Genomic DNA, 23,698 nt, shown 5'->3' with positions numbered 1-23,698 from the left:
CATTAACGCGCCGCGCTCGAGATGCGTGCGGTGCAATATGTTGCGATGCGGATAGACGCTCAGCTGCGCGCGATGTCGCTCTTCGCGAGGTCCCACATCAGGCTGTAGGTGCCGACGGAGACGGGCAGCGGGAAGGGCGCCGCAGCCGGTCCGGTGAAGCGCTCGGCGATGACGGCCGAGACCGCACCGACATGCGTGCCGTCGATCAGCACGAACCAGTCGCGGGCACCTTCGTTGCGCACCGCCGGAATATCCCCCGTTGCGCCAGACAATTCCGGCTCGCTTTCGAGCAGGTGCATCGAGATGATGCCGTCACGATCCCCCGGCGTCAGTTTTTCTTGCAGTGCATCACGCCAAGCGCCGGCATTGTCCGGCGTGGGTCGCAGCCGCACCAGGCCGAGCGCGGCACCGCGGCCGGTGCCCTTGCTGATGGTGATGCGCGCGACCACGCGCAGCATGTTCTTGAAATGCGCCATGGTCCGCCGCGACCACTCGGTCTGGTTGGCGAGTCGTACGCGGTAGGCGGGACTATCGAGCACGTCCAACGTCGCGGTCGAATAGAGCGAGAGATATTTGGGACTGGCCGCGTGCGCGACATAACGGCGCGCCTCCAGAAAGCCCTCGATCGCGACGCGCTCTTCCAGATGTTCGCGATCGTACCAGCGGTTGAAATCGGCCTCGTCAGCCGCGTCGATATTCATCGACGTCAGCAGCATGCCTGTCCCGGCGATCGGCATTGTTCTTGTTGTCCTTGTTTCGCGCGTCAGCGCGCGGCCTTCGACGCAAGATCGGCGATCGACTTCATCACCGCGTCCCGCACGCCGGCATCATAGAGCGAATGTCCGGCTTCTTCCACGATCCTGACCTCGGAACCCGGCCAAACTTTCGCGAGTCGTGCGGATGTCTCAGGAGGGCACAACAGGTCGTAGCGGCCTTGCACGATAATGCCGGGAATGCCGCTGAGCCTCGCGGCGTTCCGCAACAGCTGGTCTTCGCTCATGAAGGAATCGTTGACGAAGTAATGCGCCTCCATGAACGGCGTTGCCGGCAGCGTGCGCCAGACATTCAGCGATGCAAGGTCAATGCGCGTCTTGGTCGCCTTGTGCTCCGACAGCGCGCGCTCGGTGTCGTGCCAGGCGCGCGAGGCGGGCCCGTGCACGGCCGTATCAGGATCGAGGATGCGGCGATAATAGGCCTGCACCGGTTGCGCGCGTTCCTCCGGCGGCAGCACGCTCAGAAAATCCTCGTGCAGCGCCGGATAGAATTGCGCCAGGCGCGAGGTGAAGGCGGTCTCGACCTCCGCCTGCGTGCCCAGAAAGGTCGCGCGCAGCGCAATGCCGGAGACGCGCTCGGGATGAGCCTCTGCATAAGCCAGCGCCAGCGTCGCGCCCCAGGATCCGCCGACCACCATCCAGCGCTCGAAGGCGAACTTTTCGCGGATCCTCTCCATGTCCGCGATCAGATGCGCCGTGGTGTTGTGCTCGCGCGAGCCCTTCGGGCGACTGCGGCCGCAGCCGCGCTGGTCGAACAGCACGGCATGCATGCGCTCGGGATCAAACAGCCGGCGATGATCGGGCTGACAGCCGCTGCCCGGCCCGCCATGCAGATAGATCGCCGGAATGCCGTCGGCGCGGCCGACGCTCTCGACATAGAGCTCGTGGCCGTCGCCGACGTCGAGCATGTCTGAGGTCAGCGGTGCAAAGGGATCGGCGCGCCTGGCGGCGGTGCCTGCGTCGGCGTCAGGCATCATTCCCGGGTTCCAGGGTGCCACCGGCAAAGTTGCGATAGAGGAAGCGATTGGTCTCGCCCTCGGCCTCGCGCTCGGCCTGCTTGAAGATGGTCTCGTGCAGCGGCGACAGCGCGCAGGCCGGATCGGTGTTGGCGGCATCGCCCGTCAGCGCAAAGGCCTGGCAGCGGCAGCCGCCGAAATCGATCTCGCGGAATTCGCAGGTCTTGCACGGCTCTTTCATCCAGCCGGTGCCGCGATAGCGGTTGAAGGCCTCGGAGTTCTGCCAGATCCAGGCGATCGAATGGTTCGAGCGCACCGACAGGAACTCGAGCCCGGTGATGCTCTCGGCGGCGTGGCAGGGCAGCACCTTGCCCGCGGGGGAGATGTTGAAGAATTGTCTGCCCCAGCCGCCCATGCATTTCTTCGGCCGCAGCGCGTAATAGTCAGGCACGACGTAGTCGATCGCGAGCGTGCCCTTCAGCCGCTCGCGCGCCTCCTCGACGAGGCGGGTGCACTCATCGAGTTGCGCCACTGTCGGCATCAGTGCGGCGCGGTTCCTCAGTGCCCAGCCGTAATATTGGACATTGGCGACCTCGAGCCGGTCGGCGTCGAGATCGACGGACATCTGGATGATCTCGCGGAGCTGGTGCAGGTTCTGCCGGTGCATCACTGCGTTCACGGTGAGCGGCAGGTCGAGCTCGCGCGTCCATTTCGCCACTTCGAGCTTCTTGCGGTGGCCGCCCTTGTAGCCGGCGACGCGATCGGCGAGGCCTTCCTCGATGCCCTGGAACGAGATCTGCACATGGCAGAGCCCGGCGTCCGCGAGCTCGCCGAGCTTCTCGCGCGTCAGCAGCACGGCGGAGGTGATGAGGTTGGTGTAGAGCCCGACGTCGCTGGCATGCTTGACCAGCTCGACCAGGTCTTTCCGCGCCGTCGGCTCGCCGCCGGAGAAGTGCACCTGCAGCACGCCGATCTCGGCGAGCTCGCTTAAAACCTTTTTCCATTGCTCGGTCGTCAGCTCCTTGCCCGAGCGGTCGAGCTCGACCGGGTTGGAGCAATAGGGGCATTGCAGCGGGCAGCGATGGGTGATCTCCAGCAGCACTGCGAGCGGAATGCCGAAGGTCTCAGCCGTCGAGCGGGCCTTCTCCAGCACCGCGAGGCTGTCGCTCGTGTCGGGCGGGATAGTCGGGAGCACATCGCTCATGGCGTCTTCTCCCTGATCTCGGTGAGGAACCCCTTGTCGGCGAGATCCTGCAGCATGGCGATGACATCAGTCAGGATCGCCTCGCGCGGCGCGGCGTATTTCGCCGCCAGCTGATCGGCGACATCGCCGACATTGCGCTTGCCGTCGCAGAGCTGCAAGACCTCGACTGCGATCTCATCCGGCGCCAGCACGCGTTCCGGCGCGAGGATCACCCAGACCTTGCGCGTCTCGTCATATTTCAGCTTGGCATGCCGCGGCAGCACGGGGCGGCTTGCCTCGCCGACGCTGATGTTCCGCGGCCCGGCCATGCCCCTATCCCTCAACTCGCTTTGGGCACGAACGCGCCCGGCGGAATGTTACCTTCGACATAGGCATGATAGAGCGCGTCGAGTTGCACCCACAACACGTTGGTCTTGAAGATCAGCGCATTGCAGACGGAAGCCCGCTCTTCCGGCGTCCGCGCATGCGTCCTCACATAATCGAGCGCGAAATTGGCATCGCGCGGCGCCTGCGTCAGGCGGCGCTTGAAATAGCTCATGATGTCAGGATTGACGAAATCATAGTGCTCCAGCATGCCGGCGATGCGCTCTTCGTGCAAATTGGGCGCGAACAGCTCGGTGAGCGAGGAGGCGATCGCCTCCAGCGGGCTCTTCTCACGACAGAAATGCACGTAAGCCTCGACCGCGAAGCGCGTCGCGGGGAGAATGCCTTCGGTGGATTCCACATAGGCCGTGTCGAGGCCGAGACCTTCGGTTAGCTTCAGCCAGCGCTCGATGCCGCCCTCGCTGCCGACATCGCCGTCATGGTCCTCGATGCGGTGGCGCCATTCCAGGCGCGTGGCGCGGTCGCGGAAACGCGAGATCACCACCGCGTCCTTGATGGGGATCGTGCTCTGGTAATAGTAGCGGTTCAGCGCCCAGGCCTGCACCTGGCCCTTGTTCAGCTTGCCGCCGTGCAGCAGCTTATGGAACGGATGCAGGCTGTGATAGCGCGTCGCGCCGATATGGCGCAGCGTCGCCTCCAGCTCCTCGGCGCTCGTGAGCTTGATGTCTTTGCCGATCGAGAGCGCAGTCATTCCCGTCATGGATGCAGCATTCACAGCACGATCTCCGTTCCGTCGGCGGGTATCTGCCAGCCCGCGCCCTCGGCCGTCTTGCGTTCAGGCGATGCAGGCAGCAGTGCCGGGTTCGAGTTGTTGATATGTAGAAATATCTTTCTGCCGATCGAGAGATCGGCGAGCCGCGCGATCGCGCCGTCGTCGCCGGACATCGCGACATGGCCCATGCTCTTGCCGGTTTTGTGGCCGAGCCCGGCCTTGATCATTTCGTCGTCCTGCCAGACCGTGCCGTCGAAGAACACCAGCGCGGCGCCGTCGATCTTGGCCTTCAGCGCATCGGTGACCTCGGCACAGGCGGCGATGAAATAGAAGCACTTGCCGGTGGGTTTGTCGGTGATCTTCAGGCCCAGCGTATCGCCATCGCCGCTCGCGCCGCCGGGATGCACCTTGCCTTCGAGATACCAGGCCGATTTGCCTGGCACCGCGAAAGGCAGCACCTCGAGCCCTGACCGTGCGCCGTCAGGCAATCGCGGCTCGAAGGGCTCATTGATTCCGATCGGCTGGCGCTGGACGTTCTTCTCGTTCAGCACGTTGAAGATGCTGTTGCTGGCCAGGATCGCCAGCACCTTCTCATGTCCATAAACCGTGAAGGGCGAGCCCTCGCGCATGGATAAGAGGCCGGCGACGGCATCGACTTCGCTGTTGGTCAGGATCACGCCGGCGACGGGGGTGTGGCGCAGTGCGCCCGCCTTGGGATGCAGTTGCGGCGTGGCATTCAATTGCTGGCGCAGATCGGGGGAGGCATTGATCAGGAACCAGTGCTCGCCGTCGCCGCTGAAGGCGACCGAGGCCTGGGTTCGACAAAGCTCTTGGCCGTTTTCACGGGCCGCCCGGCAGCCCTCACACCCGCAATTCCACTGCGGGACTCCGCCGCCAGCCCCGGCGCCCAGGACGACGACGCGAAGCATGATCCGTCTCCTGGAAGCAACGTCGCGAGGTGGATCCTCAGGATCAAAAGGACTTGGACGACACAGTTTCCGTCAGTCGGAAACCGATCGTGACCGAAAGACCCACCTGCGCAGAACGCAGACTAGCCAACCGCTTATTTGCGGGTGGCGCTCACATACATGTTGATTTCCATGCCGCAGGGCACTTCGACGATCTTGGGGGCTTTCCAGGCCATTTCGGCTCTCCATTTTCGTGATTTCGGACGTATCCGCCCGGGGGTTAAATTACTGCGGGCGTAAAAGTTCGCCAGTGAAATTTTCCCGAGCACAGCCATATTGCGCCGCGAGAAATACGCGGGGAACAGTACTTTCTGGTGATACGGCCTTGCGTCTGGCGCATTCGGTCGCGAACCCTGTCCTGATAAAGCAGTTGTGAGTGCAGTGCAGCTTTCAATCCGATACAGGCCGCTTTAGCTGGATCTCGTGATGCCCAAATATTTCTTCAACACCCGTATCGGCGATGAACTGATCGTGGACCCCGACGGCGAGGATCTGCGCAACCCCGATCGCGCCTGGGAGGTCGCCCGCCAGATGATTCTGGAGGTGGTGAAATCCGAAGGCGCCCAGCCGGCCTTGCTCGAGGCGGTCATCGAGGTGACCGACGATGACGGCGAGATCGTGCTCGAATTCCCCTTCACCGAGGCGCTGCTGGACATCCCGGACGAGTCCGAAACAAGGCATTAGGGGCCTCCGTTCTCTCTCCCCGTCTTTGCGAGGAGCCCTTGCGACGAAGCAATCCAGACTGTCGCCGCGGAGGGATTCTGGATTGCTTCGCGGAGCCTGTCTTCGGGCCGCGCTTCGCGCGGACCCGGTGGCTCGCAATGACGGAGAATGAGGCGCCAGTTGGGGCCAAACCCGCTCTTCCTCCCTGCGAAATCCGCATGGCTTTGCCGCGATCCCGGCGCTAAAAGACGCCGGTCATACGGAGCAAGTCATGCAAGACCTCTGGCGCCTGTCGGCCGCCGACCTCGCTACCCTCGTGAAATCCAGGAAGGTGTCCGCCCGGGAGGCCGCCAAGGCCGGCCTCGACCGCCTGGATGCCGTCAATCCCAAGCTCAACGCCGTGATCGACCACCGGCCGGAGGACGTGCTCAAGCAGGCCGATGCCGTCGATGCCGCCATCGCCAGGGGTGAGAACCCCGGCGTGCTCGCGGGCGTCCCCGTCACCATCAAGGCCAATGTCGACCAGGAAGGCTTTGCCACCACCAACGGCCTGAAACTTCAGAAGGACCTCATCGCGCGCGAGGACAATCCGGTCGTCGCCAATTTCCGCAAATCCGGCGCGGTTCTGCTTGGGCGCACAAATTGCCCCGCCTTCTCCTATCGCTGGTTCACCACCAATCTCGTCCACGGCGACACCAAGAACCCGCGGGATGCCTCGCTGACCCCCGGCGGCTCGTCCGGCGGCGCCGGCTCGGCGGTTGCGGCCGGGATCGGCCACATCGCCCACGGCACCGACATCGCCGGCTCGATCCGCTATCCAGCCTATGCCTGCGGCGTGCACGGCCTGCGTCCGACCCTCGGCCGCATCCCCGCCTTCAACCCGGCGCTGCCGGAGCGTCCGATCGGGCCGCAGATCATGGCGGTGTCGGGACCGCTAGCCCGCACCGTCAACGATCTCAGGATCTCGCTCGCCGCGATGTCGGCCCGCGACGTCCGCGATCCCTGGTTCGCGCCAGTGCCGCTCGAAGGCCCGGCGCGCGAGAAGCGCGCCGCGATCTGCCTCAACCCGGATGGCCTTGGCACCGCGCCGGAGGTGAAGGCCGCCGTGACCGACGCCGGCAAGCGGCTGGAGCGGGCGGGGTGGACCGTTGATGTGATCGAGAACACCCCGCCGATGCGCGAGGCGGTCGAGTGGCAGATCAAGCTGTGGCTCGGCGACGGCTACGAGGCGCAGCTCGAAATGGCCGAGCGCGAGGGCGATCCGGGCGCGTTGGCCTGCCTGCGTGGCATCAGCGCCAGAGTCACGCCGATGGACCAGGTGAAATACGCCAAGGCGCTGACCCGCCGCGCCACGCTGACGCGCGAATGGATGCTGTTCTTCGAAAAATATGCGGTGCTGCTGACGCCGGTCTCGGGCGAATTGCCGTTCCCGGATCATCTCGACCGCAAGGACGAGGAGTCCTTCAAGCGGGTCTGGGAAGCGCAGCTGCCGCAGATTGCCATTCCTTTCATGGGCCTGCCCGGCCTCGTGGTCTCCACCGGCCTCGTCGGCAAGATTCCTGTTGGCGTGCACATCGTCTCCGGCCGCTACCGCGAGGATCTCTGTCTTCTCGCCGGCGAAGCGATCGAGGCGGGCGGCGTGCCGCCGTCGCCGATCGATCCCGTGGGTTAGCGATGCCTGAGATTTACAACTTCAAGGCCAATTCGCTTGCTGGCGAAGAGGTGTCGATGCGCAAGTACGAAGGGCAGGTGCTCTTGATCGTCAACACCGCGAGCAAATGCGGCTTCACGCCGCAATATCGCGGCCTTGAGGATTTGCATCGCGATCTCTCGCCGCGCGGCTTCGCGGTGCTCGGCTTTCCCTGCAACCAGTTCGGCGCGCAGGAGCCGGGGCAGGCGAACGAGATCCAGGCGTTCTGTTCGACCAATTACGATGTCACCTTTCCGCTGTTCGAGAAGATCGACGTCAACGGGCCGAAGGCTCATCCGCTGTACGAGTACCTGAAACGTCAGCAATCCGGCCTGCTTGGTTCCTCCATCAAATGGAATTTCACCAAATTCCTGGTGGACCGTGCCGGCAAGGTGATCGCGCGCTATGCGCCGACCGCACGGCCCGAGGGGCTGCGCAATCAAATCGAAACACTGTTATGAGCGAGACATCAATGAGCGACGAATTTCCTGATCGACTGTCGGTCGACCCCAACAGCCCCTATTACAACGCCGACATCCTCCAGCGCGACGTCGGCATACGCTTCAAGGGCATCGAGAAGACCAACGTCGAGGAGTACTGCATCAGCGAAGGCTGGGTCCGCGTCACCGCGGGCAGCGCCAAGGACCGCTACGGCAACCCGCTGACCATCAAGGTGCACGGGCCCGTGGAGCCGTATTTTCGGGACAAGAAGTAATTGCGACCCGCGCCCTCCGTGTCGTCGTGAGGGGCCGCACTCTCTCCTCGTCATTGCGAGGAGCGCTCTCTCCTCTCGTCATTGCGAGCGCAGCGAAGCAATCCAGAATCTTTCCACGGTGACAGTCTGGATTGCTTCGTCGCTAGAGCTCCTCGCAATGACGACAACAACCACCGAAGGCTGAGCCCCATGTCCGTCCGCATCGTCGACGTCCGCGAAATCACCAAGCCGATCTCGTCCCCGATCCGCAACGCCTATATCGACTTCTCCAAGATGACGACGAGCCTCGTTGCCGTCGTCACCGACGCCGAACGCGACGGCAAGCGCGTCGTCGGCTACGGCTTCAACTCCAACGGTCGTTACGGGCAGGGCGGTCTGATCCGCGAGCGCTTTGCCTCGCGCATCCTCGAAGCCGATCCGAAGAAGCTTCTGAACGAGGCCGGCGACAATCTCGACCCAGACAAGGTCTGGGGCGCGATGATGACCAACGAGAAGCCTGGCGGCCACGGCGAGCGCTCGGTCGCGGTCGGCACCATCGACATGGCAGTGTGGGATGCGGTGGCGAAGATCGCGGGCAAACCGCTGTTCCGCCTGCTGGCCGAGCGCCACGGCGTCGCCGCCAATCCGCACGTCTTCGTCTACGCCGCCGGCGGCTATTATTATCCGGGCAAGGGGCTCTCGATGCTGCGCGGCGAGATGCGCGGCTATCTCGATCGCGGCTACAACGTCGTGAAGATGAAGATTGGCGGCGCTGATATCGACGAGGACCGCAAGCGTATCGAGGCGGTGCTGGAAGAGATCGGCAAGGACGCGAAGCTCGCCGTCGACGCCAACGGCCGCTTCAATCTCGAGACCGGCATCGCCTACGCCAAGATGCTGCGGGACTATCCCTTGTTCTGGTACGAGGAAGCAGGCGATCCCCTCGACTACGCGCTGCAGGCCGCGCTCGCCGAGTTCTATCCAGGCCCGATGGCGACAGGCGAGAATCTCTTCAGCCACCAGGACGCCCGCAATTTGATCCGCTACGGCGGCATGCGCCCGGATCGCGACTGGCTGCAATTCGACTGCGCACTGTCCTACGGCCTGTGCGAATACCAGCGCACGCTCGAGGTCTTGAAGACCTACGGCTGGTCGCCCAGCCGCTGCATTCCCCACGGCGGCCACCAGATGTCGCTCAACATCGCGGCGGGCCTCGGCTTAGGGGGCAACGAAAGCTACCCCGACCTGTTCCAGCCCTATGGCGGCTTCCCGGACGGCGTCCGCGTCGAGAACGGCCACATCACCATGCCCGATCTCCCCGGCATCGGCTTCGAAGGCAAGTCCGACCTCTACAAGGAGATGAAGGCGCTGGCGGAGTAGGTCACACCGCGGCCGCTTTACCCACCGCCATCGGCTGCCGCGCCCCATACATCAACGACCGCCACAGCCATTCGAGCGGGCCATAGCGGTAGCGGCGCAGCCACCAGGCGCTGAACAGCACCTGCGCGATGCAGACCGCGATGCCGATGGCGACGGCCTCGGTGATGCCGAGGCGCCCGAACAGGCCGAGGCCGTAGCCGTAAAAGATCCAGCCGAAGACGATGGACTGTGCGACGTAGTTGGTGAAGGCCATCCGTCCCAGCGGCGCAGCCCAGCCCAGCAGCCGCTTGCCGCGCGCGAAGTTAGCAATGCCGAGAATGGCGGCACCGTAGCCCAGCGCCAGCACGATGGTCCCGAGCGGCTCCATGCCGCCATAGAGCAAGGCCGCGCCGAGAGTGATCGCGGGAAACGCGATGACGAACAGGCCGCGCGTATTCTGCACAAGGCCGCTGCGCCAGGCCAGCGCCCCCAGCAGAAACAGCCCGATCGTGCGCAGGAAGACGAACGCGTGCAGCGAGGCGACCAGAGGAAGTTCGCGCAGGCGAAATGCCAGCACGTCAAGGAAGCCGCCCGTCGCGTAGATGCGGTTGGCATCCATCACGTCGCGCCAGATCACGGCCCTGCTCGGAAACAATCCCTCCGGCGGAAAGTCCTGCATCGCCAGATACAGCACCAGAGACACCAGTGCGACGAGAGCGATCAGCCAGCGCGGACCAAACAGCAAAGGCAGCACGATGAATCCGGCCAGCGCATATTCGGTGAGGACGTCGCCGTTCCAGATCAGGCAAAGGTGAATGATGCCGAACCCCAGCAGCACGGCGAGCCGGCGCAACAGCAGCGCGGTGCGGCGTCCGCTCTTGGCAAGCCGGTCGAACTGAATGGCAAGGCCGGCGCCGAACAGCAGCGAGAACAGCGCAAACGCCTTCAGCTCGATCGCCTGCGTCAGGATCATCTCAACGGCGCGATCGATGGGCGAGGCAAGCGTCTCCGGACCCAGAAACTGGTCGAAGATCGAAACGCGAAATTCCATCACGACGTTGATGGCCATGACGCCAAACAGGGCGATGCCCCTGAGCACGTCGATGGCGTCGATGCGATCGGAAGACGGCACCGGCGTAGGAGCTGCGGGACTGTCGGTGATCATGAGAGTCTCGCCGAATCCGATCTTGCGGCAGCTGCGCATGGCAGGGCGTGCAGTTGGAGACCAGGGTGCCGCCACATTCTCCGTCATTGCGAGCGCAGCGAAGCAATCCAGAATCTTCCCGCGGCGGCAGCCTGGATTGCTTCGTCGCAAGGGCTCCTCGCAATGACGACGTGGCGCGAGCGTCTGCGCCCCCCCTACGACAACCGCATGTCCAGCAACCTGCGTCCTTCGCCCTTGAGCAGCTTCTTCACCGCGCTCGAGGCCACGACCTCGCCGTCATTGGCGTAGGCTTCGTGGTTCTTCTCGATGTCGTCGAGGCGGTAGAGGTAGTTGACCATCACGCCGGCGGATTCGCGCAGGCCTTTGGGCGAGAGGTCGCCGAGCCAGTTGATGCGCTCCAGCCGCGCGCCGTTGCCGAGATGGAAGCGGGCGACGGAATCGATCAGGCGGCCCTTCGGCGTGCGCGCCTTGAGGAAGTAGTGCGCGGCCAGCGGTTCGATCAGGCTGCGCAGCTGCGCGGTCGTCTCCGGATTCTCATACCATTTGGGATCGTCGAGGCGCTTGAGGATCTCGCGGTCCTCGTCCGACAGCGGCAAATCCTTGTCCTGCTTGATCCATTGCATGAAGCCCGGCACCGGCGACAACGTCACGAAAGTGTCGAGCTTCGGCGTTTCGCGGCGTAGCTCCTCGACCACCTGCTTGATCAGGAAGCTGCCGAAGGAGATGCCGCCGAGACCACGTTGGGTATTTGAGATCGAATAAAAGACGGCGGTGCGCGCCTTCTCGATCGGAAGATGCTGGCGATCGACCGCGAGCAGCGGCGCGATCGCGCCGGGAATGGTCTCGGTCAGCGCCACCTCGACGAAGATCAGGGGCTCGTCGACCATCGCGGGATGGAAAAAGGCATAACAGCGGCGATCGACTGGATCGATGCGGCGGCGCAGATCGTCCCAGTCTGAGATCTCGTGCACGGCTTCATAGCGGATGATCTTTTCGAGGATGTTGGCCGGGGTCGACCAGTCAATCCGGCGCAGCACGAGAAACCCCCTGTTGAACCAAGACGAGAGCAGATGCGAGACGTCGCGGTCGAGTGCCGCGAGATCGGTGTGTCCGTTCATCATGCCGAGCAGATCGGCCCGCATGGCAACGAGATCGCCGGTTCCTCCGGGCGCGCGGTTGAGCCGGCGGATCAGCTCCTGCCGCCGCGGCTCCGAGGCGAAATGCAGTGCGCTCGCGTCCTCATCGCTTGGCTGGGTGCGCCACTTTTCGATCGCCTTGGACAGGCGCTCCCGGTCCGGGCCGAAATCGCGCACCAGCCCTTCGAAGAAGGCGCGGCGGCCGGCCGTATCCAAGTCCCCGTAGATGTCGAGCACCTCGCGCGCCATGGCGGTGCCGGAGGCCTCGCCGCGGCCCGACAGCAGCGCATCGCAGAGCGCGATCAGCCCGTCGGCATCCTGCTTGGCGTCAGTGGAATCCCCCCGGCGCAGCAGCGTGCGGCCGCGCTCGGAAATTGTGGCGAGCAGGTCGGAGAAGAAGGCATTGGCCATCTGGGCTTTTCGAATCCGGGTTTGTGCGGTGCGGAAGCTTACACGGGATTTAGGCGGAAGCCGATCACAATCAAGCGGACGAAGTTGGATTAGGCGGTGCTATGCGCCCCAAGCACACTGTCATGCCCCGGCTTGACCGGGGCATCCAGTACGCCGCGCCTTCTCGGTTCTGGCCGCGCCGTCTCGGAGTACTGGATCGCCCGATCAAGCCGGGCGATGACACCGAGTGTGAGGCGGCGACGCCACTGAGAGTGGAGCTGCTACCCTACTTCCCCGCAAACTCCGTCGGCGTCCGCCCCGTCACCTGACGGAACGCCGCCGAGAAGGCCGGCACGCTGGCATAACCAAGTTGGGTGGCGAGCTGCTTCACCGAGACATTCGCATCGATGGACAGCCGCTGGATGGCCGCCGCGATCCGCGCGCGCTGGCACCAGCTCTTGAAGCTGAGCTGCGTCTCGCTCGAAAACAGCCGCGACAGCGTGCGCGCGGAGGTGCCGACCTCGCGCGCCAGCGTGTCGATGTCGTGCAGGGCTGTGGGATCGTCGAGCACGATCATCGCGGCGCGACGGCAGCGCGGTTCGTGCGGCAGCGGCACGAAGGTCGCGGAATCCTCGGCCTGGTGCAATTCCAGCATCACCAGGCGGACCAGCAGCTCGGTGCGCTCCTCGGTGTTGCGCGGATCGAACAGCGCCAGGATCGCCTGGTTGAGCAGCGGCGACACCCGCACCACGAATTCCCGGGTCAATCCCTCGTAGCGCTTTTCGCGCTTGAGCCAGGCGAGGTCGAAATACAGCGTGCGCATCTCGATGTCGGCGAGCAGGTCGATGGCATGCTCGAGCCCGGCCGGAACCCAGACCGCGCGGTCCGGCGGCACCAGCCAGCGCCCGCCGGGCGTCGCCACCTGCATCGTGCCCTTCGCCGCATAGATCAGCTGCGCTTCGCGATGCATGTGCAGATCGATCCGCATGCCCCTGGGGTAGTCGCGCGCGACCAGGTGCACGCCCGCGGGCGAGCGATGGTTGCTCTGGACCTCCCTCAGGATTGGCGTTTCCAAGACAGTCATTGGCAGCATCCCGTCATGCCAAGGACATATAACTCATTTCGGAGCAGGAGAGGATTCCGAATGAACAGCCCTGTCAGGGTCATCAGTTTCGTCAACGCCGGTCATTTCATCGACCATTATGCGATGCTCATTTTCGCCGCCGCCGTGATCATCATGGGGCCGGCGCTTGGCATGGCCTATTCGGAACTGCTGCCTTACGCGACCCCCGGTTTCATCGCCTTCGGCGCCGGCTCGCTGCTGACGGGCTGGCTCGGGGACCGCTGGAGCCGCCGCCACATGATGTTGATCTTCTTCGTCGGCATCGGCGCCTCCATGATCTCGGTCGGCTTCGTGCAGACGCCCGTGCAACTCGGCGCCGCGCTGCTCGCGATCGGCATCTTTGCCTCGATCTATCATCCTGTCGGCACGGCGATGATCGTGTCCTATGCCGAGAGGCTCGGCCGCGAGATGGGCATCAACGGTGTCTGGGGCAATCTCGGCGTCGCCTCGTCGGCGCTGGTCACCGGTGTGATCGGCCAGTATCTCGGCTGGCGTTTTGCGTTCATCATCCCCGGAATCGTCACCATCCTGATCGGCCTCGCCTTCGCGATGCTGGTCGTGCATGAGGACCGCAAGGGCAGCAAGCAGGCCGCGGCGCAGGCGCGGGTGGCAAAACAGGACATGTGGCGCGTGGTGCTCTCGCTGCTCATCGTCGTGATCGCGATCTCCACCACCTTCAACGCCGTCACCGTCGCGCTGCCGAAGCTGTTCGCGGAGCGGCTTGCCGATCTTACCAAAAGCCCCGCGCTGCTGGGCGTGATCGCCGCCTGCGTCTATGTGTTCGGCGCGATGACGCAATACACGATCGGCCGGCTGCTCGACCGCTATTCGCTGAAGACGGTGGCCTTGCCGCTGTCCTTCATGCTGGCGCCGTTCCTGTATCTGGCCGCGAGCCTGAGCAATCTGCCGCTGATTGTTGTTTCGATCGGCATCGTCATGGGCGCGTTCGGGCAGGTCACGGTGAACGATGCCATGGTCGGCAAATACACCAGTGAGGAATGGCGCTCGCGCGCCTATGCCGTGCGGTACTTCATCGGCTTCACGGCGGCCGGCGCCTCGGTCGGCCTCGTCGCCTGGCTCTACGAGCAGGGCGGCTTCGTGACGATGCTGCACGCATTTGCCGGCCTGTGCCTGCTGGCGATTGCGGCGGCGATCATCCTGCCGCGCGAGATCCGGACGCCCGCTGCGGCGTGAGGGAAGGGCTAGGCGACTTCCCGCACCATCTCCTGCGGCGTGGCCAGGCATGATCTGACGCAGGCCTGCGCCAGCAGGTCGGTGGGATCAAGCAATGCCGCGCCGATATCGCCGTCGAAGGCGGCGAGGGCCAGGGGGATTTCCGTGCAGGCCATCGCAATGTGCGAGCAGCCCTTGGCTGCGAGCGCTTCTGCTTCCCGACCAAGGATGCCGGCCGCCTCGTCCGTAAGTCCTGCCTTGACGAGACGGATCGCGCGCATGACCTCGGCTTGCGCCTTCGCATCGGGCATCACGCAGACATAGCCGCGCTCGGTGAGACGCTGCTGGTAGATTCCGGCGTGGACCGTGCCGTCGGTCGCAAGCACGCCGAGGGTCGGGGTCGTCCGCTGCCGAGAAAGCGCATCGGCTACGGCATCAACGATGTGGAGGATCGGCACCGACGTCTCGGCCTGGAGCGCGCCGTGCCAATGATGCGCCGTGTTGCAGGGGATCGCGATGCGGGTCGCGCCTGACAGCTCGAGCCGGCGCAGGGCATTCAGCATGGCGGGAAAGGGATCGGAGCCCTGGCCGAGAATGGCGGCGGTGCGGTCGGGCACATCGGTCGCCGAACACACCACCATCTGGATGTGGTCCTGGTCGCGGGACGCGGGGGTGTTCCTGACGATCTTGCTCATGAAATCCACGGTCGCCATCGGGCCCATGCCGCCCAGAATGCCAAGCATCGAAGTCTCCTTGCCTGAGGCCATGGTGCATGGCTGCTTCGGCCAAATCCAATGCCTGTTCAGAACGGCGTATGCAGTTTCTACATAGTTTTGAGAGCGGCAGCCTGCGCGGCGTTCCAGACCTTTTCCACGATCGGCCTGGTTCGCCGTGCGCTGCGATAGAGCCGGACCTCCAGGGGAATCTCCGGCCCCACGATCGAGAGGGTGGCCTCATCCAGCTCCCGGGCCACCAGGCTGCGCGGCAGCCAGGCCAGGCCGTAGCCCTCCAGCGCCATGAACTTCAGCCCCTCGGCCATGGCATTCTCGTTGGTGTGAGTCACATGCGCGGGCGGTGAGCCGGCCTGGGCCTGGGCGAAGGTGGCGACCCGCCCCAGGAACGAGTTCGAGGCGTAGCTGAGCAGGGGCAGCGAAGCTGTGTCGTCTCCTGCTAACGCCGTGCTGCGGACGGCGACGAAACTGTCCATGCCGACGACGATATGCGGGTAGAGCTCCGGCTCCAGCAGGATCGGCACATTGGCGTGGTGGAAGGTGAGCAGGAAATCGTAGCTGCTCTCGACGAGCGCCTGCAGGCAACTGTGAAAATCGTCGGGCAGCAGGCGGCTGCCGATCGGCCCGACGTCCTTCTCGATGGTCCGGAACCAGCGCGGAAAGAAGTGCAGCGACAGCGTGTGCAGCGCGGCGATCGAGACGACTTGCGTGCTCGGCCGCTTGCTCGCCTGAAGCGCGAGACGGCTCGCATGGAGCATGCGAACCGTTTCTTCCGCGGTCTCCAGGAATTCGCGCCCTTCGGCGGTCAGCGTCGTCGGGTAGCTGCTGCGGTCGACAAGGGACACACCGAGCCAGAGCTCCAGCGCCTGGATTCGGCGACTGAACGCAGATTGCGTCACGTGCCGCTCGTCGGCCGCGCGTGAGAAGCTGCGGGTCCGCGCCAGGCTGAGAAAATCCTCCAGCCATTTCAATTCCATCGTGTCTGCTCCGGTGTTCGCCCTGGCGAAGATGCCCCGATCCTCAGGGGAAATCTATGCAAAATCGGAATAGAGCTTGCCGGCATAACATTGGACGGCCCGCCGTCGTCAGGCGCATGCATCGCCCCCGCAACGTCAAGCCTCCGCGCGAGGCTCACGGCCACGATCACTGTCTCCGGACAACGGAGCTGACGAGCGGGAGATGACATGCGGACGGAACATGATCTGCTTGGTGATCGCGAGGTGCCTCGTGAGGCCTATTACGGCGTCCACACCATGCGCGCCGTCGAGAATTTTCCGATCTCCGGGATCGCGATCTCGGCCTATCCCGAGCTGATCGGTGCGCTCGCTGCCATCAAGCAGGCGGCAGCCCTGTCCAACATGGAGCTCGGTCTTCTCGACCAGCGACGCGGGCGGGCCATCGTCGCGGCGTGCGAGGAGTTGCGCGCCGGCCGGCTTCACGACCAGTTCGTCGTTGACGTCATCCAGGGCGGCGCCGGCACCTCCACCAACATGAACGCCAATGAGGTGATCGCGAACCGGGCCCTGGAGATTCTCGGCCATGCCAGGGGCGAGTACGCCGCGTTGCATCCGAACGAACACGTCAACATGAGCCAAAGCACCAACGACGTGTACCCCACGGCGCTGAAGATCGCGACCTCGCATGGCTTGCAGACTCTCGTGAAGGCGATGGACGTCCTGCGCCTCGCCTTCGCCGGCAAGGCCGCAGAATTCAAGGACGTGTTGAAGATGGGTCGGACCCAGTTGCAGGACGCGGTGCCGATGACGCTGGGGCAGGAGTTCAACACCTACGCCGTCATGATCGGCGAGGATCAGGAGCGGCTCCGCGAAGCGGGACGCCTGATCCACGAGATCAACATGGGCGCAACCGCTATCGGCACCGGCATCAACGCCCACCCGGACTATGCGCGTCTCGTCTGCCGTTACCTGAATGCGATCACGGGATTGCCGCTGGTGACCGCGCCTGATCTGGTCGAGGCGACGCAGGATTGCGGTGCGTTCGTTCAGATCTCGGGCGTGCTGAAGCGCGTCGCGGTCAAGATCTCAAAAATCTGCAACGACCTCCGGTTGCTTTCGAGCGGGCCGCGGGCCGGGTTCGGCGAGATCAATTTGCCGGCGGTCCAGGCCGGCTCCTCGATCATGCCCGGCAAGGTCAATCCTGTCATTCCGGAGGTCGTTAACCAGGTCGCCTTCGAAGTGATCGGCAACGACGTCACGGTGACCATGGCCGCCGAAGCCGGCCAGTTGCAGCTCAATGCGTTCGAGCCGATCATTGCGCACAGCCTGTTCAAGAGCATCAGTCATCTCAGTCAGGCGTGCCTGACGCTGGAGCGCGGCTGCGTCACAGGCATCACCGCCAACCGCGACCGTCTCAGGGCCGATGTCGAGAACTCGATCGGCCTCGTGACGGCACTCAATCCTTACATCGGTTATGCGGCCGCGACGGCGGTCGCCGTGGAGGCGCATGCGTCCGGCCGCGGCGTTGCCGAGCTCGTGCGCGAACGGGGCCTGCTCACCGAGGCCACGCTTGCGGCGATCCTGAAGCCCGAGATGCTGACGCGGCCGCAAAGCCTTGCCGCCGCGGACCAGGACGGCCGCCAGCCACAGCCGATTTGCTGAAGCCATCACGCAACAGCGTCAGCACGCCGATTGGGTCGCCGCGCGTGGCCCAACATGATCAGACGCACCCAAGGGAGGAGATGAGAAATGACAGTGAATGCCGACAATTCACCGGCGCGATCCAACCGCCTGACCAACGCTCTCGTGGTCAGCCTTCTGCTCGGCATCCTGGCGGGCTACGCCTGCCACGAGCTGGCGCCGACGCCGGAGACCGCGAAGAACATTGCGGGCTATTTCTCTATTGTCACCGACGTGTTCCTGCGCATGATCAAGATGATCATTGCGCCGCTGGTGTTCGCCACGATCGTGTCGGGGATTACCAGCCTCGGCTCCGAAGGCGGAGCGGTCGGCCGCATTGCTGCGAGATCCATGGGCTGGTTTGTCTCGGCCTCGCTCGTTTCTCTTGGTCTCGGCATGGTCTTTGCGAACCTGTTCGCGCCGGGGCGGGGTTTGCAGCTGCCGCTTCCTAATGTAGATGCTTCCACCACGTTGCAGACCGCCGGCTTCAATCTGAAGGACTTCATCACCCACGTCTTTCCGACCAGCATCGCCCAGGCCATGTCGACGAACGAGATCCTGCAGATCCTCGTCTTCGCGGTGTTCTTCGGGCTCGCGCTCAGCCGGCTGAAGACGAGCCATGCCAGGACCATCGCGTCGTCGATCGACGAGCTGGTCCACATCATGCTGCAGATCACGAACTTCGTGATGAAGTTCGCGCCGCTCGGCGTGTTTGCGGCCATTGCGGCTGTCATCACCACGCAGGGGCTTGGCGTGCTCCTGACCTACGGCAAGTTCATCGCGACGTTCTATTTCAGCCTGGCTGTGCTCTGGACTGTCCTTGTTCTCGTTGGCCTGCTGGCGCTCGGCCGGCCCGTCCTTCAACTCCTCGGCCTCTTGCGTCAGCCGATGCTGCTCGCCTTCTCGACCGCAAGCAGCGAGGCCGCGTACCCCAAGATGATCGAGCAATTGACGAAGTTCGGCGTCAGCGAGCGCATCTCGGGCTTCGTGCTGCCGCTGGGCTATTCGTTCAACCTCGACGGTTCGATGATGTACCAGGCCTTCGCGGCCCTGTTCATCGCCCAGGCCTACGGCATCGAGCTCAGCTTCACGCAGCAGCTTGTCATGCTGCTGGTGATGATGGTGACCAGCAAGGGGATCGCCGGCGTGCCGCGCGCCGGGCTCGTGGTCGTTGCCGCGACCCTGCCGATGTTCAATCTGCCGGTGGGCGGCATGCTTCTCGTGATGGGCATCGACCAGTTCCTGGACATGGGCCGGACCATGACCAACGTCATCGGCAACGGCATTGCGACGGCCGCCGTGGCGAGGTGGGAAGACAAGCGTGGTCTGGTCGAAGAGGGAGTGTCCGAGACCGTAGTGCCAGCCGTCGTCGTCGCAGGTGCGGCGGGCGGATGAGCCGGTTGGTCCGCCCGCTCTCGAGAAAACTCTGCGCGTGATTCAAAGGCCCCGGGAGATGTCCCGGGGCCTCAGGCCGGTGAAAGGCTGCGCGCTCAATGTTTCGGGTTGCGGCCGCGGATGTGGTCAAAGCCCTGCTTGATTGCGGCGAAGCGCGCTTCGACGAACGGCTCGAATTCGAGGTCGGTGAAGATATATGGCCAGTCGTTTTCGACGCCTTCGCGGACGAGTTCACCGACATAGAGGGGATCAATGCCCTGAGAGACGCGTTCACGGATCATATTGATCTGCTCGGCACGCGGGCCCGAAGTCGGCATGGCAGGGACTCCCTCCTCGAAGCGTTTGGGGACATTGCGCCTTGAGTTCACGATTTGAGTGCGGATGAACCCGGGACACAGCACGGATACGCCAATCCCGCGCGGGGCGAGTTCAAGCCGCAGGCCCTCGGACAGCGCGACCACACCATATTTTGAAACGTTGTATGCATTGCTCGCCCCTGAAATCAGGCCGGCGATCGAGGCTGTAGAGACGATGTGTCCACCCTCGCCATGTTGCTCGATCAACGGCCCGAAGATCTCGATCCCCCAAATGGTCGCCATCAAATTGACGCCCAGGGTCCAATTCCACGACGCCTCGGTCCAGGTGCCATAGGGCCCGCCGCCGCCGACACCTGCATTGTTGACGAGGATATGCACCTTGCCGTAGCGGGCGGTCGTGGCTTCAGCGGCCGCCACGAGCTCGGCTTTGAGTGAGACGTCGGCCTTCACGCCCTCGACATCGGCGTTGGTGAGCTTCAGTTGCTTGAGCGCCGCGGACAGCGCCTCTTCTTCAATGTCGCAAAGCATCACTTTCGCCCCCGCCTGGGCGAAAGCGGTCGCGATCCCCAGGCCAATGCCTGACGCCGCACCGGTCACGAACGCAGTCTTTCCAGCGAGTTCTTTCACGCGCATTCTCCTCCGGCAAACCAAGACTCTTGCAACACAACGTCAAGTGTCGCCGAACGGCATATGATCGCACTTTCGAGCGATTTGGAAGCCTGTCGAATGTCCGCGTCTGGCCCTCCACGTCAGTTGCTGGGCCGACGAGGGTTCGAAAGCGCAGCGGACGTGGTCTATTCATGAACCATCACTATTGCCGCCATGCACCGCTAACGGCGCAGGCTGTGCCGGCAGTTGCGGTCGCTCGTGCGGCTGGCGGATAGGCTGCTAGCAAGGGCGCATACTCATAAACCTAGGATGTCCGCTAATTCCCCAACAGCGGCACAGGAGCAGACATTGCAGGAGGTCCGAGAAGGGCCATAACCGGAAGCTGGTTTGCAAAGTCACCTCAGCAATGCTCTGTTAATTCTAACCAACCGCATAGGGTGCATTTTGTCTGGCTGTCGCTTAGGTTGCGATGGAGGATTTGTGACTGATGGTGCTCGCCCACGATAAAGGTCGGTCTCCATGTGAACTGCGGAACGGGACAATGCGTTCGTTGCTGGTCATATCGACCACCGCCTTAGGCATCGTGATCACGTTCGCCTGCGCGACATCGATCTTCTGCTATTTGACCGGTCAGAGTGCTGCGAGCGCAGGTTGTTCAGGACGAGAAATGTTGGAGGGCTACCGCAGCAATCTTTCTGACTTTCTTGCGCTGCCGTTCTTTAGTTTTTTCATTGTGGCGATGATAGTGGTTTTCATACGAAGGCTGCACAAGGGTGGCATTGCTGCTCTCGACGGCGTTCCGCTCTCCTACTACTTGCCGCCAGCTTACTTCTCCCTCTTCTTGCTCATTGCCATGAGCGGTTGGACACTGTTTTGGGTCGTAACGCGGTACAACGTCATCTGGAGTTATTGTCAGGTGGCTCATTGAAGCCCGCTATGGGTCAATCGCGACGGTTTAGCCCGGTTAAGTTAGGTCCGGTCTACACCTGACAGCCGAAAACTCCTCGGCCGGGGGAAGCGGCAGCGATGGGCTAACGGCGGTCATTGCTAGCGGCTCACGCGCGATCCATACCTGCTGGGGCCTCGAACCGGTCAAGCGGCGGCGACAGTAGCACTCTCGTGGGCGACGTATCCGCGCCCTCCGCGCTTTACATCGTAGAGGCGGTCGTCGGCGCGTCGCTTGAGTGACCGTGCGCTATCTCCGTGAACCGATGCCGCTAGGCCGATGCTCGCACCTATCGTGACGCTATTGGTAGCGATCATGAACGGCCTTTCAAGCGCGAGCACAATCCGTTCTGCCACCCGCGTGGCGTCGGCTACACCAAACCCCGCGTCAAACAAGATAGCAAATTCGTCGCCGCCGAGACGAGCAACGAGGTGGCGATCCTCAAGCTCGGCGAGGATTCGCGCAGTCACCGACCTTAACAATACGTCGCCTGCGTCGTGACCGTATGTATCGTTGACCGCCTTAAATCGATCAAGATCGATCATGGCGACAACAGCGATACCGGATGCTATTCGTTGTTCGAGCGCGCCGTCGAGTGCTGGACGATTTGCAAGGCCGGTCAATGCGTCCGTCAGAGCCGCTTGCGACATATGATATTCTGCGAGCAACTTACCACGGATGTGGCCATGCAACATGGCTATGAGCTGTAGCGTCCCAACCCAATGAAATGCCAATAGAACCGCTACTGCCCAGCAATCGGAGCCAATCGCAGACACAATGAGCAGCCCGAACAATGTGGAGGCGTTGGAAATTGCAAGCTTCGGCACGGCAGCGCCCCTGATCGTCGCGGCTGAGAGGTGCCCCGATGCGGCGAGCACGGCGATAGCGATAGCAACGTCGTCGCCTAGCGAGAACGCCCGTACAACGAGAGCGGCGATACCCGCCGCCCCGATGACGCCAATCGCCAGCAGCGTCGGCAGATAAGCGGAGGTCGAACTGCATAGCTTCACGACCCCGATACGCAACGCGACCAGCGCGGCGCTAGCCGCCGCCAGCGAAGTTATTACAACGTCTCCTGTTTTCAGCCATACCGCAACCGCCACTAAGACAAGAGCAAGCAGGAATGTACTCGTACCTCTGCTCGTAACAGCGATCGCTGACTCAAAATCACGGGCTACCGATGTTGGCAGGGCCGGATCAATGAAGTGTATTTTGGGAAACATCTGTGGCCCCACGGCAATGGAGCCACCATTGCACGCGGCGATTGCTCTCAAGTTTACAAGCGTGGTGCTCGCCTCGTGACCTTAATCCATAAAATTGTGCCTATGGGTGTAGGTGCGCGTGCCGATGTGGCCGCGAGAAGTGGCGGGTTGATCCGTCTGGGTTATGACAAATCTGCGATAGGTCAATCGCGTCAGTTTGACCCGGTCTATGCCGGGTCCGGTTTAGCCCTCATCGCCGACATCGACGCGCGGACCGAGTTTGTCGCGATGGGCCAATGCACAAAGTCGCTGCGCTCCAGCCCGCTGCGCGGGAGCAAGAGCCGAGAGGGCGGTAGCCAGTTGAGACGATAGTGGTAGCACTGGAGAGCCCCGTCCTGAGAATCGAGGTGTTGCAACCCTCACTCAGGAAGGAGCTCTCCATGAGCGATACCAACACAGTCAGTCCGCTGCGTCAGCGTATGATCGAAGACATGGCTGGGCGCAAGCTCAACCCGCACACTCAGCGTGGCCACATTTACAGTTGCAAGCGGTTCGCCGCCTGGCTCAAACGCTCGCCCGATACGGCGACGGCCGACGAGGTGCGCCGATTTCAGCTGCACCTGATCGAGAGCGGGATGAGCATCTGCAACCGCAATCGGATCATGACCGGGGTGCGGTTCTTGTTCCGCGTCACGCTACGTCGTCACGATCTGGCGGCCGAGGTCTGGCACATCAAGGAGCCCGAGAAGCTGCCGCCGGTGCTGAGCCCCGAGGAGGTCAAGCGTGTCCTGACCATGGCGACGAGCCTGAAGGCGCGGGCGATGCTGACCCTGGCCTATGGTTGCGGATTGCGCGCCAGCGAGGTGGTGCGGCTGCGGGCGGGCGACATCGACAGCGAGCAAAAGATCATCCGCATTGTGCAGTCGAAGGGCCGCAAGGACCGGCACGTGATGCTGCCGCCAGAGGTCCTGAAGCTGTTGCGGCAATGGTGGAAGGCGGGGCCGAGCGCGTCCAACAACGGCGTCGCGCCCGAACAGCGCTGGCTGTTTCCCGGTCGCAGTCAACGTCAGCCACTGACCACGCGTCAGTTCAGCCGGTTGTTCAAGGAGGCCGCCAAAGCCGCGGGGCTGCGCAAGACGGTCTCGCTGCATTCGCTTCGCCACAGCTTCGCGACCCACCTGCTCGAGCGCGGCAGGGACATTCGCGTGATCCAGGCGTTGCTCGGACATTCCAAGCTTGAGACGACAGCCCGCTACAGTCGCGTGGCGATCGGACTGATTGCCAAGATCGAGAGCCCGCTCGAGGGCCTAAGCGCGCCGCGCCGCCGCCGGCGACAGCGAGACAGTGAGGAGCCGCCAGCGCCGTAGCGCCGCCGGCCGTGGCTCGGCCAGTTCTGGAGGTCGCGGACATCCTCCGCGATCACGGCTCTGCTTGGCGTGACGCCAATCAGGGGCATGTGAGCCTCGGGCAAT

At 63.5% G+C, this 23,698-nt stretch carries 23 protein-coding genes and 1 pseudogene; 10 read left to right on the top strand and 14 right to left on the bottom strand.

Annotated features, from left to right (window positions below; translation table 11 throughout):
* Positions 1–59: 59 nt before the first annotated feature.
* From L6639_RS15675 to pqqA, 7 genes are all read right to left on the bottom strand, one after another.
* Complete coding sequence (locus L6639_RS15675; RefSeq protein WP_237862610.1) at positions 60–737, bottom strand: DUF4286 family protein; 678 nt, start codon at positions 735–737, stop codon at positions 60–62.
* Between the two features lie 26 nt (positions 738–763).
* Entirely contained in the window at positions 764–1,750 is a 987-nt protein-coding gene (gene pip, locus L6639_RS15670) for a prolyl aminopeptidase (protein WP_237862609.1), read from the bottom strand.
* A complete protein-coding gene (pqqE, locus tag L6639_RS15665; RefSeq protein WP_237862608.1) occupies positions 1,740–2,933 on the bottom strand; it encodes a pyrroloquinoline quinone biosynthesis protein PqqE in 1,194 nt (397 codons plus the stop codon). Before pqqE ends, pip begins: the two co-directional genes overlap by 11 nt.
* Positions 2,930–3,241: a pyrroloquinoline quinone biosynthesis peptide chaperone PqqD gene (pqqD, locus tag L6639_RS15660; protein WP_237862607.1), complete on the bottom strand. Its 312-nt coding sequence runs from the start codon at positions 3,239–3,241 to the stop codon at positions 2,930–2,932. The genes pqqE and pqqD overlap by 4 nt, the downstream gene beginning before the upstream one ends.
* Before the next feature lie 11 nt (positions 3,242–3,252).
* On the bottom strand, positions 3,253–4,032 hold the full coding sequence (gene pqqC / locus L6639_RS15655) for a pyrroloquinoline-quinone synthase PqqC (RefSeq protein ID WP_237862606.1): 780 nt from the start codon (positions 4,030–4,032) through the stop codon (positions 3,253–3,255).
* The gene (gene pqqB, locus L6639_RS15650) at positions 4,029–4,958 is read right to left on the bottom strand and encodes a pyrroloquinoline quinone biosynthesis protein PqqB (RefSeq protein ID WP_237862605.1); all 930 of its coding nucleotides are present in this window, start codon (positions 4,956–4,958) and stop codon (positions 4,029–4,031) included. The genes pqqC and pqqB overlap by 4 nt, the downstream gene beginning before the upstream one ends.
* Before the next feature lie 134 nt (positions 4,959–5,092).
* The gene (pqqA, locus tag L6639_RS15645; protein WP_007595659.1) at positions 5,093–5,173 is read right to left on the bottom strand and encodes a pyrroloquinoline quinone precursor peptide PqqA; all 81 of its coding nucleotides are present in this window, start codon (positions 5,171–5,173) and stop codon (positions 5,093–5,095) included.
* Between the two features lie 250 nt (positions 5,174–5,423).
* Here pqqA and L6639_RS15640 point away from each other — a divergent pair, with 250 nt between their 5' ends.
* From L6639_RS15640 to tarD, 5 genes are all read left to right on the top strand, one after another.
* A complete protein-coding gene (locus tag L6639_RS15640; RefSeq protein WP_237862604.1) occupies positions 5,424–5,681 on the top strand; it encodes a DUF6894 family protein in 258 nt (85 codons plus the stop codon).
* A 250-nt stretch (positions 5,682–5,931) separates the two neighbouring features.
* A complete protein-coding gene (locus L6639_RS15635; protein WP_237862603.1) occupies positions 5,932–7,332 on the top strand; it encodes an amidase family protein in 1,401 nt (466 codons plus the stop codon).
* A 2-nt stretch (positions 7,333–7,334) separates the two neighbouring features.
* Positions 7,335–7,811, top strand: a complete 477-nt coding sequence (locus L6639_RS15630) for a glutathione peroxidase (protein WP_237862602.1) — start codon at positions 7,335–7,337, stop codon at positions 7,809–7,811.
* Positions 7,808–8,065: a DUF3297 family protein gene (locus tag L6639_RS15625; RefSeq protein WP_237862601.1), complete on the top strand. Its 258-nt coding sequence runs from the start codon at positions 7,808–7,810 to the stop codon at positions 8,063–8,065. Before L6639_RS15630 ends, L6639_RS15625 begins: the two co-directional genes overlap by 4 nt.
* 189 nt (positions 8,066–8,254) lie before the next feature.
* Positions 8,255–9,424 carry a mandelate racemase/muconate lactonizing enzyme family protein gene (tarD, locus tag L6639_RS15620; protein ID WP_237862600.1) on the top strand — a complete coding sequence of 390 codons (1,170 nt, stop codon included), beginning with the start codon at positions 8,255–8,257 and terminating at the stop codon, positions 9,422–9,424.
* Position 9,425: 1 nt separating this feature from the next.
* Here tarD and L6639_RS15615 read toward each other — a convergent pair whose 3' ends face one another.
* The 3 genes and pseudogenes from L6639_RS15615 to L6639_RS15605 all read right to left on the bottom strand — a co-directional run.
* Positions 9,426–10,568 (bottom strand): DUF418 domain-containing protein, encoded by a 1,143-nt coding sequence (locus L6639_RS15615; protein WP_237862599.1) that lies wholly within the window; start codon positions 10,566–10,568, stop codon positions 9,426–9,428.
* A 194-nt stretch (positions 10,569–10,762) separates the two neighbouring features.
* Entirely contained in the window at positions 10,763–12,115 is a 1,353-nt protein-coding gene (locus L6639_RS15610; protein WP_237862598.1) for a malonyl-CoA decarboxylase, read from the bottom strand.
* A 268-nt stretch (positions 12,116–12,383) separates the two neighbouring features.
* Positions 12,384–13,178 (bottom strand): annotated as a pseudogene (locus tag L6639_RS15605) (AraC family transcriptional regulator); the annotation flags it as partial.
* Between the two features lie 60 nt (positions 13,179–13,238).
* Here L6639_RS15605 and L6639_RS15600 point away from each other — a divergent pair.
* A complete protein-coding gene (locus tag L6639_RS15600) occupies positions 13,239–14,411 on the top strand; it encodes an MFS transporter (RefSeq protein WP_237862596.1) in 1,173 nt (390 codons plus the stop codon).
* Between the two features lie 8 nt (positions 14,412–14,419).
* Here the strand turns inward: L6639_RS15600 and cuyB are convergent, their stop codons facing one another.
* Both cuyB and L6639_RS15590 read right to left on the bottom strand, forming a co-directional pair.
* Positions 14,420–15,133 carry a cysteate racemase gene (gene cuyB / locus L6639_RS15595; RefSeq protein ID WP_237862595.1) on the bottom strand — a complete coding sequence of 238 codons (714 nt, stop codon included), beginning with the start codon at positions 15,131–15,133 and terminating at the stop codon, positions 14,420–14,422.
* An 80-nt stretch (positions 15,134–15,213) separates the two neighbouring features.
* Positions 15,214–16,098: a LysR family transcriptional regulator gene (locus L6639_RS15590; protein WP_237862594.1), complete on the bottom strand. Its 885-nt coding sequence runs from the start codon at positions 16,096–16,098 to the stop codon at positions 15,214–15,216.
* 207 nt (positions 16,099–16,305) lie between these two features.
* Between L6639_RS15590 and aspA the strand changes: the two genes are divergently transcribed.
* Complete coding sequence (gene aspA / locus L6639_RS15585; RefSeq protein ID WP_237862593.1) at positions 16,306–17,739, top strand: aspartate ammonia-lyase; 1,434 nt, start codon at positions 16,306–16,308, stop codon at positions 17,737–17,739.
* A gap of 87 nt (positions 17,740–17,826) precedes the next feature.
* Complete coding sequence (locus L6639_RS15580) at positions 17,827–19,152, top strand: dicarboxylate/amino acid:cation symporter (protein WP_237862592.1); 1,326 nt, start codon at positions 17,827–17,829, stop codon at positions 19,150–19,152.
* A gap of 95 nt (positions 19,153–19,247) precedes the next feature.
* Here L6639_RS15580 and L6639_RS15575 read toward each other — a convergent pair whose 3' ends face one another.
* Positions 19,248–20,102, bottom strand: a complete 855-nt coding sequence (locus L6639_RS15575; protein ID WP_237862591.1) for an SDR family NAD(P)-dependent oxidoreductase — start codon at positions 20,100–20,102, stop codon at positions 19,248–19,250.
* A 517-nt stretch (positions 20,103–20,619) separates the two neighbouring features.
* Between L6639_RS15575 and L6639_RS15570 the strand changes: the two genes are divergently transcribed.
* Complete coding sequence (locus L6639_RS15570; RefSeq protein WP_237862590.1) at positions 20,620–21,006, top strand: hypothetical protein; 387 nt, start codon at positions 20,620–20,622, stop codon at positions 21,004–21,006.
* A 164-nt stretch (positions 21,007–21,170) separates the two neighbouring features.
* On the opposite strand, the gene L6639_RS15565 is transcribed toward L6639_RS15570, so the two are convergent.
* A complete protein-coding gene (locus tag L6639_RS15565) occupies positions 21,171–22,247 on the bottom strand; it encodes a GGDEF domain-containing protein (protein WP_237862589.1) in 1,077 nt (358 codons plus the stop codon).
* A 419-nt stretch (positions 22,248–22,666) separates the two neighbouring features.
* Between L6639_RS15565 and L6639_RS15560 the strand changes: the two genes are divergently transcribed.
* Positions 22,667–23,593: a tyrosine-type recombinase/integrase gene (locus tag L6639_RS15560; RefSeq protein ID WP_237862588.1), complete on the top strand. Its 927-nt coding sequence runs from the start codon at positions 22,667–22,669 to the stop codon at positions 23,591–23,593.
* Positions 23,594–23,698 lie beyond the last annotated feature (105 nt).

This window comes from Bradyrhizobium zhengyangense, from assembly GCF_022012555.1.
GTDB lineage: Bacteria > Pseudomonadota > Alphaproteobacteria > Rhizobiales > Xanthobacteraceae > Bradyrhizobium > Bradyrhizobium zhengyangense.
The sequence above is the reverse complement of the archived record's forward strand: the minus strand, read 5'-3'. Positions and strand labels throughout refer to the sequence as shown.

What these genes read in the sequence shown, in the direction of transcription:
- L6639_RS15615 (WP_237862599.1), bottom strand. Translation starts at nt 10,568, where the DNA reads ATGATCACCGACAGTCCCGCAGCTCCTACGCCGGTGCCGTCTTCCGAT.
- pqqD (WP_237862607.1), bottom strand. Translation starts at nt 3,241, where the DNA reads ATGGCCGGGCCGCGGAACATCAGCGTCGGCGAGGCAAGCCGCCCCGTG.
- L6639_RS15635 (WP_237862603.1), top strand. Translation starts at nt 5,932, where the DNA reads ATGCAAGACCTCTGGCGCCTGTCGGCCGCCGACCTCGCTACCCTCGTG.
- L6639_RS15640 (WP_237862604.1), top strand. Translation starts at nt 5,424, where the DNA reads ATGCCCAAATATTTCTTCAACACCCGTATCGGCGATGAACTGATCGTG.
- pqqA (WP_007595659.1), bottom strand. Translation starts at nt 5,173, where the DNA reads ATGGCCTGGAAAGCCCCCAAGATCGTCGAAGTGCCCTGCGGCATGGAA.
- L6639_RS15580 (WP_237862592.1), top strand. Translation starts at nt 17,827, where the DNA reads ATGACAGTGAATGCCGACAATTCACCGGCGCGATCCAACCGCCTGACC.
- L6639_RS15625 (WP_237862601.1), top strand. Translation starts at nt 7,808, where the DNA reads ATGAGCGAGACATCAATGAGCGACGAATTTCCTGATCGACTGTCGGTC.
- L6639_RS15630 (WP_237862602.1), top strand. Translation starts at nt 7,335, where the DNA reads ATGCCTGAGATTTACAACTTCAAGGCCAATTCGCTTGCTGGCGAAGAG.
- tarD (WP_237862600.1), top strand. Translation starts at nt 8,255, where the DNA reads ATGTCCGTCCGCATCGTCGACGTCCGCGAAATCACCAAGCCGATCTCG.
- L6639_RS15560 (WP_237862588.1), top strand. Translation starts at nt 22,667, where the DNA reads ATGAGCGATACCAACACAGTCAGTCCGCTGCGTCAGCGTATGATCGAA.
- pqqE (WP_237862608.1), bottom strand. Translation starts at nt 2,933, where the DNA reads ATGAGCGATGTGCTCCCGACTATCCCGCCCGACACGAGCGACAGCCTC.
- pip (WP_237862609.1), bottom strand. Translation starts at nt 1,750, where the DNA reads ATGATGCCTGACGCCGACGCAGGCACCGCCGCCAGGCGCGCCGATCCC.
- L6639_RS15610 (WP_237862598.1), bottom strand. Translation starts at nt 12,115, where the DNA reads ATGGCCAATGCCTTCTTCTCCGACCTGCTCGCCACAATTTCCGAGCGC.
- L6639_RS15575 (WP_237862591.1), bottom strand. Translation starts at nt 20,102, where the DNA reads ATGCGCGTGAAAGAACTCGCTGGAAAGACTGCGTTCGTGACCGGTGCG.
- L6639_RS15570 (WP_237862590.1), top strand. Translation starts at nt 20,620, where the DNA reads ATGCGTTCGTTGCTGGTCATATCGACCACCGCCTTAGGCATCGTGATC.
- cuyB (WP_237862595.1), bottom strand. Translation starts at nt 15,133, where the DNA reads ATGCTTGGCATTCTGGGCGGCATGGGCCCGATGGCGACCGTGGATTTC.
- L6639_RS15600 (WP_237862596.1), top strand. Translation starts at nt 13,239, where the DNA reads ATGAACAGCCCTGTCAGGGTCATCAGTTTCGTCAACGCCGGTCATTTC.
- pqqB (WP_237862605.1), bottom strand. Translation starts at nt 4,958, where the DNA reads ATGCTTCGCGTCGTCGTCCTGGGCGCCGGGGCTGGCGGCGGAGTCCCG.
- L6639_RS15565 (WP_237862589.1), bottom strand. Translation starts at nt 22,247, where the DNA reads ATGTTTCCCAAAATACACTTCATTGATCCGGCCCTGCCAACATCGGTA.
- L6639_RS15675 (WP_237862610.1), bottom strand. Translation starts at nt 737, where the DNA reads ATGCCGATCGCCGGGACAGGCATGCTGCTGACGTCGATGAATATCGAC.
- L6639_RS15590 (WP_237862594.1), bottom strand. Translation starts at nt 16,098, where the DNA reads ATGGAATTGAAATGGCTGGAGGATTTTCTCAGCCTGGCGCGGACCCGC.
- aspA (WP_237862593.1), top strand. Translation starts at nt 16,306, where the DNA reads ATGCGGACGGAACATGATCTGCTTGGTGATCGCGAGGTGCCTCGTGAG.